This is a genomic window from Aquabacter spiritensis (assembly GCF_004346185.1).
In the GTDB taxonomy this organism is placed as follows: domain Bacteria; phylum Pseudomonadota; class Alphaproteobacteria; order Rhizobiales; family Xanthobacteraceae; genus Aquabacter; species Aquabacter spiritensis.
This window is the reverse complement of the sequence record NZ_SMAI01000018.1, coordinates 44,156-60,481: the sequence shown is the minus strand read 5'-3', so window position 1 is coordinate 60,481 and position 16,326 is coordinate 44,156. Positions and strand designations below refer to the sequence as shown.

Below are 16,326 nucleotides of genomic sequence, written 5' to 3'. Positions count from 1 at the left end.
GGTCGCCATGGCTGTCCGGATGCCCCCCGTCGATGTCGCCTTGGTCGGCGGCGGCATGACCGCCGCGATCCTCGGCAAGGAACTGGCCGAGGCCGGCCACACCGTGGTTGCGCTCGAGCGCGGCCAGATGCGCCAGACGATCCCCGACTTCCAGTCGCCGACCATGCACGACGAGTTGAAATATTCGGTTCGGCACGGGCTGATGCAGGACCCACGGGTGCAGACGCTGAGCTTCCGGAATTTTCCCGGCCAGCGGGCCCTGCCGATGCGCCAGCTCGGCTCGTTCCTCCCCGGCGAGGGGGTGGGCGGCGCGATGGTTCATTGGAACGGCCAGACCTGGCGGTTTCAGCCCGAATGGTTCGCGCTGCGCTCGTGGGTGAACGACCGCTACGGACGCGACTTTCTCGCCGAGGACGTGACGATCCAGGACTGGGGCCTCAGCTATGAGGACCTCGAACCCTTCTACGACTATTTTGAGAGGATCTGCGGCACCGGAGGGACGGCCGGCAATCTACGGGGCGAGGTCCAATCGGGCGGCAACCCGTTCGAGGGCGCCCGCAGCGCACCTTATCCCAATCCGCCGATGAAGCAGGCCTATTCCGGCCATCTCTTCGGCACAGCGGCGGCCGAACTCGGCCATCACCCCTTTCCGGTCCCCTCCTCGAACTCGACCCGGCACTACACCAATCCCTACGGATTGGAGCTGAAGCCCTGCATGTATTGTGGCTTCTGCGAAACCTACGGGTGCGAGCACTTCGCCAAGGCCAGCGCGCAGGTCGCCATCCTGCCGGCCGCCCTCGCCAACAAGAATTTCGAGCTGCGCACGCGGTCCTATGTGCTGCGCGTGGAGTGGGATCGAGGGGCCAATGTCGCCACCGGCGTCACCTATGTCGATGCGCGCGGCCGGGAGGTGTTCCAGCCGGCGGCCATGGTCGTGCTGTGCGCCTTTGCACACCACAATGCGGTCCTGATGCTGCAGTCCGGCATCGGCGAGCCCTATGATCCGCGGACCCGTTCCGGCACCGTCGGCCGCAATTATACCTATCAGACGATGAGCGGCATAAATGTATTCTATGCCGGCTCCAAGCGCATCAATCCGTTCATGGGGGCCGGCGCGCTCGGCACCGCGATCGACGACGTCAACAATGGCAGCTTCGACCATTCCGGGCTCGGCTTCGTCGGCGGGGCCTATATCGCCGCCTATCAGACCAGCGGACGTCCCATCAATTTCCACCCGGTCCCGGACGGGACGCCGCGCTGGGGACGGGCCTGGAAGCAGGCGGTGGCCGAGAATTATAACAGCACGGTCTCGCTGACGATTCACGGCTCGTCCGTGCCCCACCCGAACAATTATATCGGCCTCGACCCCTCCTATACCGACGCCTTCGGCCAGCCGCTGGGCATGGTCACCTTCGATTTCCCCTATAATGACCGGCTGATGTCGCGCCACGTGACGGAGAAGGCTTGGCGCGTCGCGCAGGCGATGGGCGGCAAGTCGGTCTCGGTCGGCTGGCTCGACGACCATTACAGCATAGTTCCCTACCAGACGACGCACAATACCGGCGGGACCATCATGGGCACCGATCCGAAGACGAGTGTCGTCAATCGGTATTTGCAATCCTGGGACATGCACAATCTCTGGGTCATGGGCGCCGGTGTGTTTCCGCAAAATGCCGGCTACAACCCGACCGGAACCGTCGGCGCCCTGACCTATTGGGCGCTGGACGCCATGCTCAAGCAGTATTTGCGAAACCCCCGCCCGCTGGTGCCGTCGTGAAGCGGGCGATCCTGCCCCTGCTGGCGCTCGGCACGGCCCTGATTATGGCCGGTCCGGCCGTATCCCAAACCGCCCTCCCCGGGCCGACGACGCCTGCCGCGCAGACACCTGCCGACCGGGCCGACCGGCGCGCGGATTTGGTGCACGGTCGTCAGATTGCGATCACCGGCGGGCGTCATCAGGATGCGGTCGCTTGCGCGCGTTGCCACGGCGCCGACGGCGCGGGGGACAGCAGCGGTGCTTTTCCGCGGTTGGCCGACCAGTCGGCTTGGTATCTCTACAAGACGCTCCAGGATTATGCCGGCGGCCTCCGGCCGAATCCGGTCATGGCGCCCGTCGCCCGGGCCCTGGCCGAAGACGAATTGATCGCCGTCTCGACCTATTACGCCGCCGCGAACGCCGCGCCCGCCGCGCCCCCGGCCCCGGCCGATGTCGGCCTGCTGCAGATCGGCGGCGCGATCTCGGCCCGCGGACTTCCGGAGCAGGGCGTGCCGGCCTGTGCCGGCTGTCACGGCGAGAATGGGGTCGGCAAGGCGCCCTTCTATCCCTTCATCGCCGGGCAGTCCGCCGCCTATCTCGCTTTCCAGCTCCAGCAATGGAAACGGGGCGTGCGTGGCGGCGACCCTCAAAACGTCATGGCGCTGATCGCGCAGGCGATGACGGACGAGCAGATCCAGGCGGTGTCGGTGTTCCTCGCCAATGTGCGCGGGCGCGAGATCACGCCCGATGCCGGGGCTTTCCGTCCGGCGCACGCCGTGGGCACAAGCGGGACGCCCTGGACGGCGGGTCGCCTGCCCGGCGCCGATGGCCCCGGCGGTCCGCTTGGCGCCCCGGCGCCGCGGCAGCCCTGAGGGAGCAGAATGTCCGGACTGGATGCGGTGTTCTCAGGTGTTCAATCGGCGCTCGCGCCGGCCGGCTCCGCGGCCGCCGGCATCGCGACGCTGACCTGGATCATGTTCGCGGGTGCCGCGATCATCTTTCTGATCGTGATGGCCTGCGTCGCGTTCGCGCTGTTCGCGCCGCAGGAGCGCCGGGCCTTTCTCTCGGACCATCGTATGGTGATCGGCGGCGGGATCATCTTTCCCTTCGTCGTCCTGACAGCGCTGCTGGTCTATGGGCTGGTCCTGACGCGCGACCTGGTGCGCGCGCCCGGCACCGAACCGCTCGAAATCCACGTCACGGGGGAGCAGTTCTGGTGGCGTGTCCACTATCCCGCCGCCACCGCCGAGACGCCGCCGCTGGTCACGGCGAACGAGATCCATGTCCCGGTCGGCCGTCCGGTCCGTTTCCTCCTGACGTCCGCCGACGTGATTCACAGTTTCTGGATCCCGAGCCTCGCCGGCAAGCTGGACATGATTCCCGGGCATACGAACCGGCTCCTGCTGGAGGCCGAGCGGCCCGGGATCTATCGCGGGCAATGCGCCGAATTCTGCGGCTCCGCCCATGCGCTGATGGCATTCGACGTCGTCGCGCACACGCCGGAGGCGTTCGAAGCATGGATGCGCGGCCAGCGCGAGGATGCGCGCCAGCCCGTGACCACGCTCCGGGCCCAGGGACGGGACCTGTTCCTGGAATCCGGCTGCGGCGCCTGCCATACGGTGCGCGGCACGTCGGCAGCCGGCACGCTCGGCCCCGATCTCACGCATGTCGGCAGCCGGCGCACCATCGGCGCGGGCCTGTTCCCGACCAATCGGGGCACCCTCGCGGGCTGGATCGCCTCCACTCAGCACCTGAAGCCCGCCAGCAAGATGCCCTCGTTCGGCGTCTTCACCGGGGAGCAATTGCGGGCCTTGGCAGCCTATCTGGATGGTCTGAAATGAGGCACCGCGGTCCCGTCACGAGGCCGGCGTGAGGGCCAGAAGCGCGAGGCCTGCGAAAAACACGCAGAGGGCCGCGAGGGAATCATAACCGAGGCGTGCCACCGAGCGGTTGCCGCGTTCGATCAGACCGACCAGGAAAATGCCGGTGAGCAAGAGGCCGATCAAAGCGGCGATCGTCTCGAACTTGCCGGCATGGACCAGGACCGGACCCTCGGTATAAAGCCCGTCCGCCATGACGAGAAGGCCGATCGTCAGGAGATTGGTGCCGAAAATATCGCCCAGCGCCATTTCATAGCGCTTGAGCCGCACCGCCGCGGCGATCGAACTGACCTCCGGCAAGGAGGTGGCAAACCCGACCAGAACCAGCCCCACCAAGCCGGAACCGAGGCCGGTCTTTTCCGCGATCGCCTCGCCGGACAGAGCCAGGAAGAAGCCGGCGATCAGAATGGCGACCCCGGCAAGAGAGGTCTTCGCGATCAGCGACTGGAGCGAACTCCCCGACAGATCCTCATCCCGGACGGGAGAGAGTGGCGCCGCCTTGACCGCCTGCCAGGGCCGCCGCTTGGAATATAGCGAAGAGAGCCGGAAGGCGAAGACGCAATAGGCGGCCAGCACGACCGGCCAGAGACCGATCCAGCCGATCGCGACGTCGCCCGTCAGGATGGCGAGCACCAGGATTCCGAGCGCGATCATGCCCAGCGCGCCCTGCAAGATCGTGGTCGAGGTCGGCACCACGGAGGTCAGGGCCTCGCGCCCCATCAGGACGTCCGCAAAGGCGATGAGGACGACATTGATCGCGACGCTGCCGAGCAGATTGTTGGTGGCGAGCGGCGCGTTCCCAGCCACGGACGCCGTCGCCACCGAGGCCACTTCCGGCAAGGACGTGATGCCGCCGAGCAGCAGCATGCCGGCAAAGGCGTGGCCGATGCCGGTAAGCGTGGCGATCCCGTCGAGATAGCCGGTCAAACGCGTCCCCGCGCCCCACACGATGGCGGCCGCCGCCAGAAAGATCGGCACAATGACCCAAAGGCTCAAGCCGGTGAGCTGCATATCCGACCTCCTCGGGCGGCCCCCCGGATGCGCAAAGCCGGCCGTGCGCGAACGCGGGGTGGACGGAGCCGCCAGTCGGGTCAACGCGGCCGGGCGCATTTCTGTTCGCGGCGCGGATGCACGAGCCGGATTTCAGCCGGAGCGCAGGCCGACGTGGAGCTGTCGAGGCGAGGATTCTCTTCGACGCGGACGCTTGCGGCGGAAACGCGAAGGGCCGGGATGGATCACGCCATCCCGGCCCTTCGTTCGGAGCGGAGATTTCAAGCCAGGCCTGAAATCATATGCTGTTGGTCGGGCAGGCGGGATTCGAACCCACGACCCCTAGTCCCCCAGACTAGTGCGCTAACCGGGCTGCGCTACTGCCCGTCAAGCACCGCTCCACGTCCATCGCTCGCTTCGCACCGCCGGTGCCCGATCCGGGCACATGGCGGAGGAAGCGTTCCGACATGGGGCGGAGCCTTAGACCATGACGCCACGCCGGACAAGCCCTTCCCCGCCCCGTCCCCAGCGATGCGGCCTTTGACGCCCTATCCGGGCATGGCATGGTCCCGCCCGGATGGGGGCGTGCCGTGACCTTTTCTTTAACGTTCATCAATCTCGCCGGCGCGGTCGCGATGCTGCTCTGGGGCACCCATATGGTGCAGAACGCCGTGCAGCAGGCCTTCGGGCCGCGGCTCCGCAGGGTGCTCGGCGCCGCGCTGAAGGACCGGGTGCGCGCCTTTTTCGCCGGAATCGGCGTCACAGCGCTGCTCCAGAGCAGCACCGCGACGGGCCTGATGGTGGCCGGCTTCACCTCCGCCGGGATGGTCGATCTCGTGCCCGCGCTCGCGGTGATGCTCGGCGCCAATGTCGGGACGACGTTGGTCGTGCAATTGCTGTCGTTCAATGCCGCCGCACTGGCGCCGGCTCTGTTCCTGATCGGCGTTGTGATGGTCCGGCGCAAGGGGGCGTCGCTCTCCAAGGATCTCGGGCCGGCGGTGATCGGGCTCGGCCTGATGCTGCTGGCGCTGCACAATCTGATCGAGATCTTCACCCCGCTCGAAGATACACCCTCTCTCCGCCTGCTCATGGGGGCGATCTCCACCCAGCCGGTGATCGCCATGCTTCTGGCCGCCTTCATGACCTGGGTGGTGCATTCGAGCGTCGCCATCGTGCTTCTGACCATGTCGCTCGCGGCGCAGGGCGCGGTGCCGCCGGAGGCCGCGATCGCCCTCGTCATCGGCGCCAATCTCGGCAGCGCGCTCAATCCCGTTCTGGAGGCGAGCAGCACCGAGGATCCCGCCTCGCGCCGCATGCCGATGGGCAACCTCCTCAACCGCGTGATCGGGGCGGTGGTGGGCCTCGCCCTGATCGATCCGATCACCGCCTTGATGTTGGACGTCCACATCGACCTCAAGCGCGCGGTCGCCGACTTCCACACCCTCTTCAATCTGGTTCTGGCGGTGATTTTTCTGCCCGTCCTCGGGCAGTATGCGCGGCTTCTGACGCGCTTTTTTCCCGACAAGGCCGCCGCCGCGGACCCGTACCGCCCGCTCTATCTCAATCCGGCGGCGACCGAGACGCCGGTCGTCGCGATCGGCAATGCCGCGCGCGAGGCGCTCCGCCTCGCCGATCTGCTCGACGAGATGCTGCGCGACGTGCGCGCGGCCCTCGAGCGCCGGACCGCCGAGGCGATCGGCAAGGCCCACGAGACTCAAGAGGCGGTGGAGCGCCTGAACGCGGCGATCAAGGCCTATCTCCTGTCGATCGACCGCAGCGCCCTCAGCGCCCGGGACGAACAGCGCATTTCCGAAATCCTCGCCTTCACCACCAATATGGAGCAGGCCGGTGACGTCATCGACAACAGCATGCTCTCTCTGGCCGCGAAATCGCTGAAGCGGGACGCGCCCGCGGCGGAGGCCGGCAGCGCGCTGGGCGGCGTTTTCGACCGCGTGGAGACCAATCTGCGGACCGCCGCCGCGCTCTTCATCTCCGACGATCCCCGCGCCGCCCGCCTGCTCGCAGCGGAAAAGGCGATCTTCCGCACCATCGAAACCCGCGCGACCGAGGCGCATATGGTCCGCCTGCGGGAAGGCGCGAATGCCGAGGCGGAAACCAGCACGCTGCATCTCGAGGTTGTCCGCGATCTGAAGCGAATCAATGCCCATCTGGTCTCCGGCACGGCTTACCCAGTTCTTGAGCGCGGCGGAGAAGTTCTGGAGACGTGAAGTAAAATTTATTAGTATCGACGTATATCACCGTAACGAAGTGTCATAGTCGCGTTTCCCATACGGCACAGCTTCCGTTCTGTGTGGTTAATTTGTCGCATAGTCAAATTTATCGGCATTTTTGCTGGCAAAGGCACACCCTGCTTTAGCCCGATCACGCTGCTGCCCGGACGCGGTGACATTCTCGCCGCATTGTCTAGCCATTGGGCGATCTCCATCAACAAGACGGAGGTTCGGGCATGGCAGTCACAAAGGGGATTGTGCTCGCATCATTCGCCCTCTCGCTCGGGGCTTTTGTTCAACCTGCGCGCGCCGATGGCGGCCAAACCGGCGTCGCCTCCTATTATTGGCAGGGCAAGGGGACCGCGAGCGGCGAGCGGTTCAACGCCAATGCGATGACCGCGGCGCATCGATCCTTGCCGTTCGACACCAAGGTGAAAGTGACCAATCTGCGCAACGGCCGCAGCGTCATCGTCCGCATCAATGATCGCGGCCCCTTCATCCGCGGCCGCATCATCGACGTATCGCGCGCCGCCGCTGGCGAACTCGGCTTCACCCGGCACGGCGTGACGAAGGTCCGGGTTGCCGTGGTGGACGACGAGGCCGAGACGATCGCCCTGCCGATCCCGAAGCCTCCCGCCAAGCCCGCGGCGATCCGGGTCGCGGCCGCCGATGCCCCGGCCGAACCGCCGGCCGCGCAGACCCCCTCTGACACGCCGGCCGATGCCACGGGTGGATGGACGCTGGTGCCGCCACCGAGCGCCGCACCCGCGGAACCCGCAGAGGGCACGGACGCTCCGGCGAACTGAGCCGGACGCCCCTCGGCAGTCCCGCACCTGAGGCGATCGGATGGATCCCCGTCCGATCGGCAGCCGGGCTCCCAGCGGCTGGAGCGCGCCTGTCCGGTCGGGCGCGCGTGACGGATCAGCCCTGCGGCGGCGCGAGGGCGGACACGATCAGCCGGCGGCATTCCCCCAATTCGTAGAGCGCCGCCTGGAGGCGATTGACGTCGTCCCGCGACAAAACGGGCCGCGGGGCATGGGCAGCGGCGTAGTGCGCCGAGCGTAGATGAGGCGGCAGATACTGTTCGGGCGGCCCATCCGGACGCGATGGCGGTGGGGGCTCGTCGTCCGGCGGGAAGTCGGCGAACCGGCCGGCGGTCTCCTCAGGCGCGTCGACCGGCGCGCGCAGCGGCCCCACACGCGGCCCCTCGCCCTCGACCGGCCGGCCGGCCGGCGCCACCGCGTCCGGCGGCGCATGTTCCTTCAGCCGGCGGATCCGCGCATCGAGCGGCTCCGATATGGAATCGCCCGGAAGTGGCAGCACGGCATCGTCGAAAAACGGCAGGAGCGGATCCTCGAGTTCAGGCGCGGGCGGCGGGTCCGGGATGCGCGAAGCCGGTCCGCGTGTCGGCCGCCGCGGAGGGGCCGGCGGCTTGGCTTGGACGAGCGGACGCGGCGCCGGCGCGTCGAACAAAGCCGGCGTCTCTTGCTGGCGCTCCTCCATCGCGGCGGCGAAGTCGTCGAAATCGTCCGCGAACCCGGCATCGCTGTCCTCCGGGGGAGGCGCGGCACGCCGGGGCGCCTTCCGGTCGGTGCGGGTCGGGTCGGCCTTCGGCGCGGCAGGATGGTGCGCGGCGTGAGCGGCGGGACGCACGGGGGAGTCGCGCGTTTCCGGCTCTAAAAATGAGGGCTCGGCCCGATTCGTCTCCGCAGGCGGGGCTTCGAAGCCGGGGAGATACGCGTCGCGCTCGAAGGACTGGTCCACGCGCGGTTCCGTCCCGCCGCGAGCATCGGCTTCGGACGGATGGGCGTCGGGGGCAACGCGTCGGCGCGGCAGCAGACCGAGCAGCCCGCCGCGCCCCGGCCCGCTTTCGGCCCCTTTGCGCACCGCCGGTGCCTCCGGCGGCGGCGGCGGAAGCGTTCCGCCGAGCAGATCCGCGCCCATGGCCTGGATCTGGCGCGCGCCCTGATCCTTCAGGATCCGCTGCACGCCCTTGATCGTGTAGCCTTCACTGTAGAGCAGATGGCGAATGGCCCGGAGCAGGTCGACATCGTCCGGCCGATAGAACCGCCGTCCCCCGGCCCGCTTGACGGGCTTGATCTCGGCAAATCGGGTTTCCCAGAACCGCAGCACGTGCTGAGGCAGGGCGAGATGTTCCGCCACCTCGCTGATGGTTCGGAACGCGTCGGGCGACTTGTCCGAGGACCTCGCTTCTGCCACGTGCCTCATATCCCCATCGGCGCGGTCCGGAGCACGTCAGGCGCGGATCCGAACGATCGGCGCCTCGGGCATCCTCGATCCAGCTTGCGCAGAGAATCCGCCGACGTGCGAAGCCGACGCGAAGATCCCGCCCCAAGCCTCGGACCCGACGCGTCAATCGCAATCCGCTCCGTCAGATTTGCCCCCGTTGATGCGATTCTTCAAGATGCTCGAGGGCTTGAACACCATCACGCGGCGCGGTTCGATCGGGACTTCTTCACCCGTCTTGGGATTGCGCCCGATCCGCTGCCCCTTCTCCCGCACGACGAAGGAGCCGAACGAGGATAGCTTGACCGTTTCGCCCCGCGCAAGGCAGTCCGCGATCTCGGTCAGAACCAATTCGACGAGAGCGGCGGATTCGGTCCGTGACAGCCCCACCTGCTGGTAAACGGCTTCGCACAAATCCGCACGCGTGACAGTCTTTCCAGCCATGTGTCGCCCGGCCCCACCAGAGAAAGACATCAACGGGTTGAACGTATCCACTCACGGAGAGACCGGTCAATGTCCTTAGCGATTTATTACCATCGCACCAGGGCTGAACCCCAGGTGAACCCGCCTCCCATGGCCTCCAGCAGGACGAGATTGCCCGTCCGCACCCGTCCGTCGCGGCAGGCTGCGTCCAAAGCCAGAGGGATGGAGGCCGCAGAGGTATTACCGTGGAGATCCACCGTTGTCACCACTTTCGCAGGCGCAATATGCAACTTTTGCGCGCTGGCATCGATGATGCGCCGATTGGCCTGATGGGGCACGAACCAGTCGATCGTCTCGGCACTCTCCCCGGTCGCGGCGAACGCGTCCTCGATCACGTCGGTGATCATTCCCACCGCGTGGCGAAAGACCTCCCTGCCCTCCATGCGCAGGTGCCCGACCGTGCCGGTGGAGGACGGGCCGCCATCGACGAACAATTTGCCCCGATGGCGTCCATCCGTGCGCAAATGGGTGGTGAGAATGCCGCGCCCTTGCGCGTCCGCCTGTGATACCCCATCGAGAACGACCGCCCCCGCCCCGTCCCCGAACAGGACGCAGGTGCCCCGGTCTTCCCAGTCCAGGATGCGCGAGAAGGTCTCGGCGCCGATCACCAGCGCCCGACGGAACATCCCGGTACGCAGATGGGCGTCGGCTGTGGCGAGGGCGAACACGAAGCCTGAGCACACGGCTTGAAGGTCAAACGCAGCGCCGCGCTCAATTCCGAGTTGTGCCTGGATCGTTGCGGCCGTCGCGGGGAAGGTCTGATCCGGCGTGGATGTGGCGAGAATGACGAGATCGATGTCTGCGGCACCGAGGCCGGCATCGGCCAGCGCCCGCTCCGCCGCCTTCCGCCCGAGATCGGAGGTGAACTCACCGTCCGCGGCGATATGGCGCTGGCGGATCCCGGTGCGCTGGACGATCCAATCGTCCGACGTCGCCACCCGTTCGGCCAATTCGGCATTTGTCACAACCCGTTCCGGCAGATACGACCCGATGCCGGCGACGACGGACTTTATAACGCTCACGATCGGCCTTCCGCTTCCGCAGCCTCGGGAGCCCCCGCCGCATCCCCTCGGGGGAGGCGGCTGAGCAGGCTGGTTTCGATCCGCGTCAGCAATTGGTGACGCACCATGTCGTAGCCGAGATCGACCGCGGCCGCGAAGCCCTCGGCATCCGCGCCACCGTGACTTTTGATCACGACGCCATTGAGGCCGAGGAAGACGCCGCCGTTCGAGCGGCGGGGATCCATTTTTTCCCGCAACATCTTGAACGCGTCGCGGGCGAGCAGATAGCCGATCCGGGCGCGCCAGGTGCGTCCCATCGCGGCCCGCAGATAGGTGGCGATCTGCTTGGCGGTGCCCTCGGCCGTCTTCAGCGCGATATTGCCGGAGAAGCCCTCGACCACCACCACGTCGACCGTGCCGGCGCCGATGTCGTTGCCCTCGACGAAGCCGTGATAGCGCAGGTCCGGATGCTCGTCCTCCCGCAGGATGCGGCCGGCTTCCTTGACCTCCTCGACGCCCTTTATCTCCTCGACCCCGACATTGAGCAGGCCGACGCTGGGCTGGGGGATGTCGAAAATGGTGCGGGCCATGGCGGCGCCCATGATCGCCATCTCGACCAGGCTCTGCGCCGTCGCGCCGATCGAGGCGCCCATGTCGAGCACGATGCTCTCGCCCCGCAAAGTCGGCCAGATCGCGGCGATCGCCGGCCGGCCGATGCCCGGCATGGTGCGCAGATTGAACTTGGCCATCGCCATCAGCGCGCCGGTGTTTCCGGCGGACACCGCGGCGTCCGCCTCGTGGGTCTTCACCGCATCGATGCAGCGCCACATGGTCGATTTGTAGCGGCCGTTGCGCAGCGCCTGGCTCGGCTTGTCGTCCATGCCGACCACGACTTCCGTGTGGACGACGCGCGAGACCGCGGCGAGCGCGGGCCTGGCGGCGAGAATCTTGGTCAGGCGCGGCTCGTCGCCGAACAGCACGAACCGCGCGTCCGGATGGCGCGCCTGCGAAATCGCGACGCCGGCGAGCACCACCTCCGGCCCATGGTCTCCGCCCATGGCATCGATCGATATGCGGACGGGGACGCTCATTCAGGACAGGTTCCGGTTGCTTCGGTCGAACGCGCCCGAAGCCGCGCGCGGGGACAATAGCGGCTCGCAAGCGGGCCGCAACTGCGGGCACGGCGCATCACAGTTTATCCTTCAGGTGCGCGAGTGCCGCAAAGGGCGACGGCGCGTCGTCGTCTTGGGCCGGCGCCTCGAACACCTCGCCGGGCCGGCGTGGATAGGGGTCGACGCCGAGCGACAAAAACTCCGTCACCAGATCGCCGAGGTCGACCTGTCCGTCGACGAGCGGATCGGGCGGATCGCGTTCGAGGTCTTCGGCGGATTCGTCCGGCGTGGGCTCCGGATCCGCCTGGGGTTCGAACCGGACGTCCACATCCTCGCCGATCGTGGTGTCGAACGGCTCGAGCGAGACCACGGACATCTGCTGCAGGTCCGCCGAGATCCCGCCCGTGACGCGGGCCCCCTCGCCGACCGGACGCACGCTCAGTTCCGCTTCGAGCCGATGGATCGCCAGGACGTCGATGTGACGGGCGAGCCGGTCTCGCGTGGCGGCGTCGGGTTCCAGGCGGAAGACGGTGCCGGTCTGGGGCAGATCGGCGATCCGGACGATAAAGGAATAAGGGGCCTCAGACATAAGGCGCCTCCGGTTGGTCGGGTGCGGGAAACGGCGCGGACTCGCCGGCGAGCGATGCGACCGGCATCTGCGCCAGGCGGCGCACGGCCGCACCGACATACGATGCCAGCCGGTCGGCCCGGGGGTCGCCGGGCGGGACTTCGAAGACATTGCGGGCCAAGGCCGCCGCAACGGCCGCCTGCCCCTCCGCGAGCGCAGCATCATAGGCGGCGGTGCGGCCGTAAAAGGCCTGGCCGATCTTCTTCATGCGTTTCGGCACCGAGAGGTCGCCCACGCCCATCTCGCGCAGGGTCCGATCCATGTCGTCGAGAAAGGCGTCGAACACATCCTGCGACATGGCCTTTCCCGCCTCATCCTCGGCCTTGAGCCGATGGCATATCAGGAAAGTGTGGAGCAATAGCAACTCGAACCGCCCCTCGATAGTATCGGGCACGCTCAAGGCGGTGTAGAAGTCCGGCCGACGTGATTGCGCCACGATCGCGCCATACAGGCGCTCGATGGTGGCGTTCTGGCGCGGGCGACGAAACAGGTTGAAGATCATCTGGCGCATGGCAGGTTATCGGCCGGGCCGAAATCGGGCCGGCGCCGGAGGCAAAACCGGGCGTAGCCTGCCGAGCGTGGCGTGGCAAGGGTGGCAGATCTCCGCCGTCGTGACGGCGGGAAGATAAGGGAACTGGCGTGGCGTCATTTGGGCTTCAATCCATGCACGGATCGCGATGCAAGCTGGTGGGGGCCTTGCTTCTTGCGGGGCTGGCGGCCGGGTGTTCGAACATCGTCGGCGGCACCGGAACCTCGCTGAGCGGCGTCGTGCGGACCTATCAGCGCGGCTACGTGCTGAATGAAGGATCCCTCGACCAGGTTCCGGTCGGCTCCAGCCAGGAGCAGGTTCTGCTGGTCCTCGGCACGCCCTCCACCGTCGCGACCGTTCAGGGCGACGTCTTCTATTATATCTCGCAGACCGAAAAGAAGGTCGCGTTCCTGAAGCCCGAAATCGTCGACCAGAAGGTGGTCGCGATTTATTTCGGCAAGGACCGCCGCGTCACCCGCGTCGCCAATTATGGGCTGCAGGACGGCAAGATCTTCGACTTCGTGTCGCAGACCACGCCGACCTCGGGTGAGGAATTGAGCGTGCTGAAGCAGATCATCCAGGCGACCAACTTCACGATGTGACGATTGGGATCCGGCACGTGTCCGGATCGGCCGGGCAGCCCGTCCTCATGCGCTGAGGGCGTGCTGCCGGTAAATGTTCGCGATGGCCAGAAAATCCGCCGCCTTCAGGCTCGCGCCGCCGACCAGCGCCCCGTCGACGTCGCGCGCCGACAGAAGCGCATCGCAATTCTCCGGCTTGACCGAGCCGCCATAGAGCAGGCGCATCGCGGCCGCCTCGCCACTCACCTCGCCGAGCACCCGCCGGATCGTCCCGTGCATGTCCTCGACATCGGCGACCGTCGGGACGAGGCCCGTGCCGATCGCCCAGATCGGCTCATAGGCGACAATCAGGCGATCGCCCCGCGCGCCCTGCGGCACCGAACCGCGAATCTGGGCCGCGACGACCTCAAGGGCGGCGCCGGACCGGCGCTCGGCTTCGCTTTCGCCGACGCAGACGATCGCCACGAGCCCGGCCCGCCATGCCGCCTCGACCTTGGCTTTGACCAGCGCGTCGCTTTCCTGATGCAGGGTCCGGCGCTCGCTGTGGCCGACGATCACATGGCTGGCGCCGGCATCGGCCAGCATTTCGGCGGAGAGGTCGCCGGTAAACGCACCGGCCGTCGCGGAATGACAATCCTGCGCGCCGATGGCGATTCCGGTTTCGGCGGCGGTGGCGGCGAATTGCGCGAGCAGCGTCGCAGGCGGACACACCAGCAGGTCGACCCGCGCGGCGAGCGCGGAATCATATCCCTCCACCATGGCGAGGAGTTCGGCGCCCGCGTGCCGCATTCCGTTCATCTTCCAGTTTCCGGCGACGAGCGGGCGGGAAGCGGCTGGCATGGTGATCTCCGTGTTCCGCATTGATTTCCCTCGCGTTAGCAGAGCCTCGGACGGGCTGCAAACTCCTGCTCCGGCTCCGTTGCGAGCGAACGCCCCCCTCCCTATGATGCGCGCCTCCTGCGCCGGCCCGCCGCGCTCCTCCGAATTGAAGCAAGATGGTACTGCAAACACTCCGCAAAGGCGCCTCCGGGCTCGTCGCCAAGGCCTTCCTCCTGGTCCTCACCCTCAGTTTCGTCATCTGGGGGATCTCCGACGTCTTCCGCGGATACGGGACCAGCGCGGTTGCCAAGGTGGGCGACACGGAAATACCGGTCGCGGCCTTCCGCCAGCAATATCTCGACCAGATCCAGAGGATCAGCCGCAGCACCGGCCGCCCGATCACGCCGGATCAGGCGCGGGCGTTCGGTCTCGACCGTCAGATCCTCAGCCAGATGATCGCGGAAGCCGCCCTCGACGACGACGCCAAGCGCCGCGGCCTCGCCCTGTCCGACGACGAGATCGCCCGTGAGATCCGCGCCAATCCCGATTTCCGCCGCCCCGGGGCGAGCGAGTTCGAGCCGGCCTATTTCGAGCAATTGCTGCGCAGCAACGGCCTCACCGAGCTGCGCTTCATCGCGATGGAGAAGCAGCGGACGTTGCGCCAGGAGATCGTCGAATCCTTCGGCGGCGGAATGGTCGTACCGCGCGTCTTGAGCGACGCGCTGCACCGCTATCAGACCGAGCAGCGCGATATCGCTTATGTCGTCGTCACCCCCGCCGCCGCCCCGGCTCTGCCCGAGCCGACCGAGGACCAGCTCAAGGCGTTCTACGACGCCCGCAAAGTGACGTTCCGCGCCCCCGAATTCCGCAAAGTCGCCCTCCTCGCGCTCACGCCCGCCAATCTTGCGCAATGGATCGAGGTGTCCGAGGCGGATCTGAAGGCCGCCTACGAGTCCAATCCCGCCCGATTCGGCACCCCCGAGCGCCGCCAGATCCAGCAGATCGTGTTCCCGGACGCCGCCGCCGCCCAGGCCGCCGACGACAAGATCAAGGCCGGCGCCAGCTTCCTCGACATCGCCGCCGCCCGCGGGCTGGGGCCGAAGGACGTCGATCTCGGTCTGGTAACGCGGGCCGATCTGATCGACACGAAGATCGCCGAAGCCGCCTTTACATTGCCCGACGGCGGAACGAGTGGCCCGATCCCCGGCGCCTTCGGATCCGCTCTGGTCCATGTTGCGGCTATACAGCCCGGCCAGCAGCAGCCGTTCGACCAAGTGCGGGACCAGTTGCGGCAGGAAATCGCGCTGGAGCGGGCGCGGCGCGACCTCCTCGACAAGCACGACGCCATCGAGGACGAGCGGGCGGCCGGCTCGACCCTCGCCGAAGTCGCGCAGAAGCTCGGCCTCGCCATCGACACGCTCGAGGCCGTGGACCGGTCCGGCCGCGATCCCACCGGCGCGGAGCTGACCGATATTCCCGGCCGCCAGGATGTGGTGTCCGGCGCGTTCGCGACCCAGCCCGGCATCGAGGCCGATGTGATCCAACTGCCGCAGAATGGCGGCTATGTCTGGTTCGACGTTCTGGAAGTCACGCCGTCACGCGAGCGCCCCTTCGACGAGGTGAAAGACCTCGTGAAGGCGCGCTGGAGCGAAGACGAGACCGTTAAAGTGGTGGACGCGGCGGCGAAGTCTCTCCTCGAGGCGGCGCAGGCGGGCAAGTCGCTCGCAGACCTCGCGGCGGCGGCGAAGCTCGACGTGAAGACCGCCGACGGCCTGCAGCGCGGCCGCGCCAGCGCCGATTTCTCCGGCGACGCCCTGAACCAGATCTTCGAGGTCAAGGTGGGAGGGGTCGGCTCGGCGCCGGGTGCGACGCCGACCGAGCGGCTGGTGTTCCAGGTGACCAAAGTGACGCTGCCGCCCGCAGGACCGAGCGATCAGGAGCTGGACCAGCAGATCGCCCGGCAGATGGAGACCGACCTGCTTCTGCAATATGTCGCCGGGCTGCGCACCGAACTCGGGGTCGAAATCAATGAGCGGTCGTTCCAGACCGCAATCGGCGGCGAGCAATAG

At 67.3% G+C, this 16,326-nt stretch carries 13 protein-coding genes, 1 tRNA gene and 2 pseudogenes; 7 read left to right on the top strand and 9 right to left on the bottom strand.

The features are described from left to right. Nucleotides 1–7 precede the first annotated feature (7 nt). Genes EDC64_RS21210 through coxB form a run of 3 tightly spaced genes read left to right on the top strand, consistent with a single transcriptional unit; the run spans nucleotide 8 to nucleotide 3,597 of the window. Nucleotides 8–1,777 carry a GMC family oxidoreductase gene (locus EDC64_RS21210; RefSeq protein WP_132035244.1) on the top strand — a complete coding sequence of 590 codons (1,770 nt, stop codon included), beginning with the start codon at nucleotides 8–10 and terminating at the stop codon, nucleotides 1,775–1,777. 44 nt (nucleotides 1,778–1,821) lie between these two features. Next, nucleotides 1,822–2,628 carry a c-type cytochrome gene (locus tag EDC64_RS21205; RefSeq protein WP_338023419.1) on the top strand — a complete coding sequence of 269 codons (807 nt, stop codon included), beginning with the start codon at nucleotides 1,822–1,824 and terminating at the stop codon, nucleotides 2,626–2,628. Nucleotides 2,629–2,637: 9 nt separating this feature from the next. Then, nucleotides 2,638–3,597, top strand: coding sequence for a cytochrome c oxidase subunit II (coxB, locus tag EDC64_RS21200; RefSeq protein WP_132035239.1), 960 nt, complete (start codon nucleotides 2,638–2,640; stop codon nucleotides 3,595–3,597). A gap of 15 nt (nucleotides 3,598–3,612) precedes the next feature. Here the strand turns inward: coxB and EDC64_RS21195 are convergent, their stop codons facing one another. Next, on the bottom strand, nucleotides 3,613–4,647 hold the full coding sequence (locus EDC64_RS21195; protein WP_132035236.1) for a sodium:calcium antiporter: 1,035 nt from the start codon (nucleotides 4,645–4,647) through the stop codon (nucleotides 3,613–3,615). Between the two features lie 288 nt (nucleotides 4,648–4,935). Beyond that, nucleotides 4,936–5,013: transfer RNA gene (locus EDC64_RS21190), tRNA-Pro, on the bottom strand. A gap of 203 nt (nucleotides 5,014–5,216) precedes the next feature. Between EDC64_RS21190 and EDC64_RS21185 the strand changes: the two genes are divergently transcribed. Continuing rightward, the gene (locus tag EDC64_RS21185; RefSeq protein WP_132035233.1) at nucleotides 5,217–6,854 is read left to right on the top strand and encodes a Na/Pi cotransporter family protein; all 1,638 of its coding nucleotides are present in this window, start codon (nucleotides 5,217–5,219) and stop codon (nucleotides 6,852–6,854) included. Nucleotides 6,855–7,093: 239 nt separating this feature from the next. Continuing rightward, nucleotides 7,094–7,447: pseudogene (locus tag EDC64_RS23960) on the top strand (septal ring lytic transglycosylase RlpA family protein); the annotation flags it as partial. 1,351 nt (nucleotides 7,448–8,798) lie between these two features. Here the strand turns inward: EDC64_RS23960 and EDC64_RS21175 are convergent. The 6 genes and pseudogenes from EDC64_RS21175 to EDC64_RS21150 all read right to left on the bottom strand — a co-directional run. Further along, nucleotides 8,799–9,086: pseudogene (locus EDC64_RS21175) on the bottom strand (MerR family transcriptional regulator); the annotation flags it as partial. 144 nt (nucleotides 9,087–9,230) lie between these two features. Continuing rightward, complete coding sequence (locus tag EDC64_RS21170) at nucleotides 9,231–9,548, bottom strand: integration host factor subunit alpha (RefSeq protein ID WP_132035366.1); 318 nt, start codon at nucleotides 9,546–9,548, stop codon at nucleotides 9,231–9,233. 86 nt (nucleotides 9,549–9,634) lie between these two features. Continuing rightward, entirely contained in the window at nucleotides 9,635–10,609 is a 975-nt protein-coding gene (locus EDC64_RS21165) for a beta-ketoacyl-ACP synthase III (RefSeq protein ID WP_132035230.1), read from the bottom strand. Next, on the bottom strand, nucleotides 10,606–11,679 hold the full coding sequence (gene plsX, locus EDC64_RS21160) for a phosphate acyltransferase PlsX (RefSeq protein ID WP_132035227.1): 1,074 nt from the start codon (nucleotides 11,677–11,679) through the stop codon (nucleotides 10,606–10,608). The genes EDC64_RS21165 and plsX overlap by 4 nt, the downstream gene beginning before the upstream one ends. A 97-nt stretch (nucleotides 11,680–11,776) precedes the next feature. Then, a complete protein-coding gene (locus tag EDC64_RS21155) occupies nucleotides 11,777–12,289 on the bottom strand; it encodes a YceD family protein (protein WP_165933849.1) in 513 nt (170 codons plus the stop codon). Next, nucleotides 12,282–12,839 (bottom strand): ubiquinol-cytochrome C chaperone family protein, encoded by a 558-nt coding sequence (locus tag EDC64_RS21150; protein WP_338023418.1) that lies wholly within the window; start codon nucleotides 12,837–12,839, stop codon nucleotides 12,282–12,284. Before EDC64_RS21150 ends, EDC64_RS21155 begins: the two co-directional genes overlap by 8 nt. Nucleotides 12,840–12,991: 152 nt before the next feature. Here EDC64_RS21150 and EDC64_RS21145 point away from each other — a divergent pair, with 152 nt between their 5' ends. Next, nucleotides 12,992–13,459: an outer membrane protein assembly factor BamE gene (locus tag EDC64_RS21145; RefSeq protein WP_132035221.1), complete on the top strand. Its 468-nt coding sequence runs from the start codon at nucleotides 12,992–12,994 to the stop codon at nucleotides 13,457–13,459. A gap of 45 nt (nucleotides 13,460–13,504) precedes the next feature. Here the strand turns inward: EDC64_RS21145 and tpiA are convergent, their stop codons facing one another. Further along, nucleotides 13,505–14,278 (bottom strand): triose-phosphate isomerase, encoded by a 774-nt coding sequence (gene tpiA, locus EDC64_RS21140; RefSeq protein ID WP_132035218.1) that lies wholly within the window; start codon nucleotides 14,276–14,278, stop codon nucleotides 13,505–13,507. 155 nt (nucleotides 14,279–14,433) lie between these two features. Between tpiA and EDC64_RS21135 the strand changes: the two genes are divergently transcribed. Beyond that, nucleotides 14,434–16,326 (top strand): peptidyl-prolyl cis-trans isomerase, encoded by a 1,893-nt coding sequence (locus tag EDC64_RS21135; RefSeq protein WP_132035215.1) that lies wholly within the window; start codon nucleotides 14,434–14,436, stop codon nucleotides 16,324–16,326.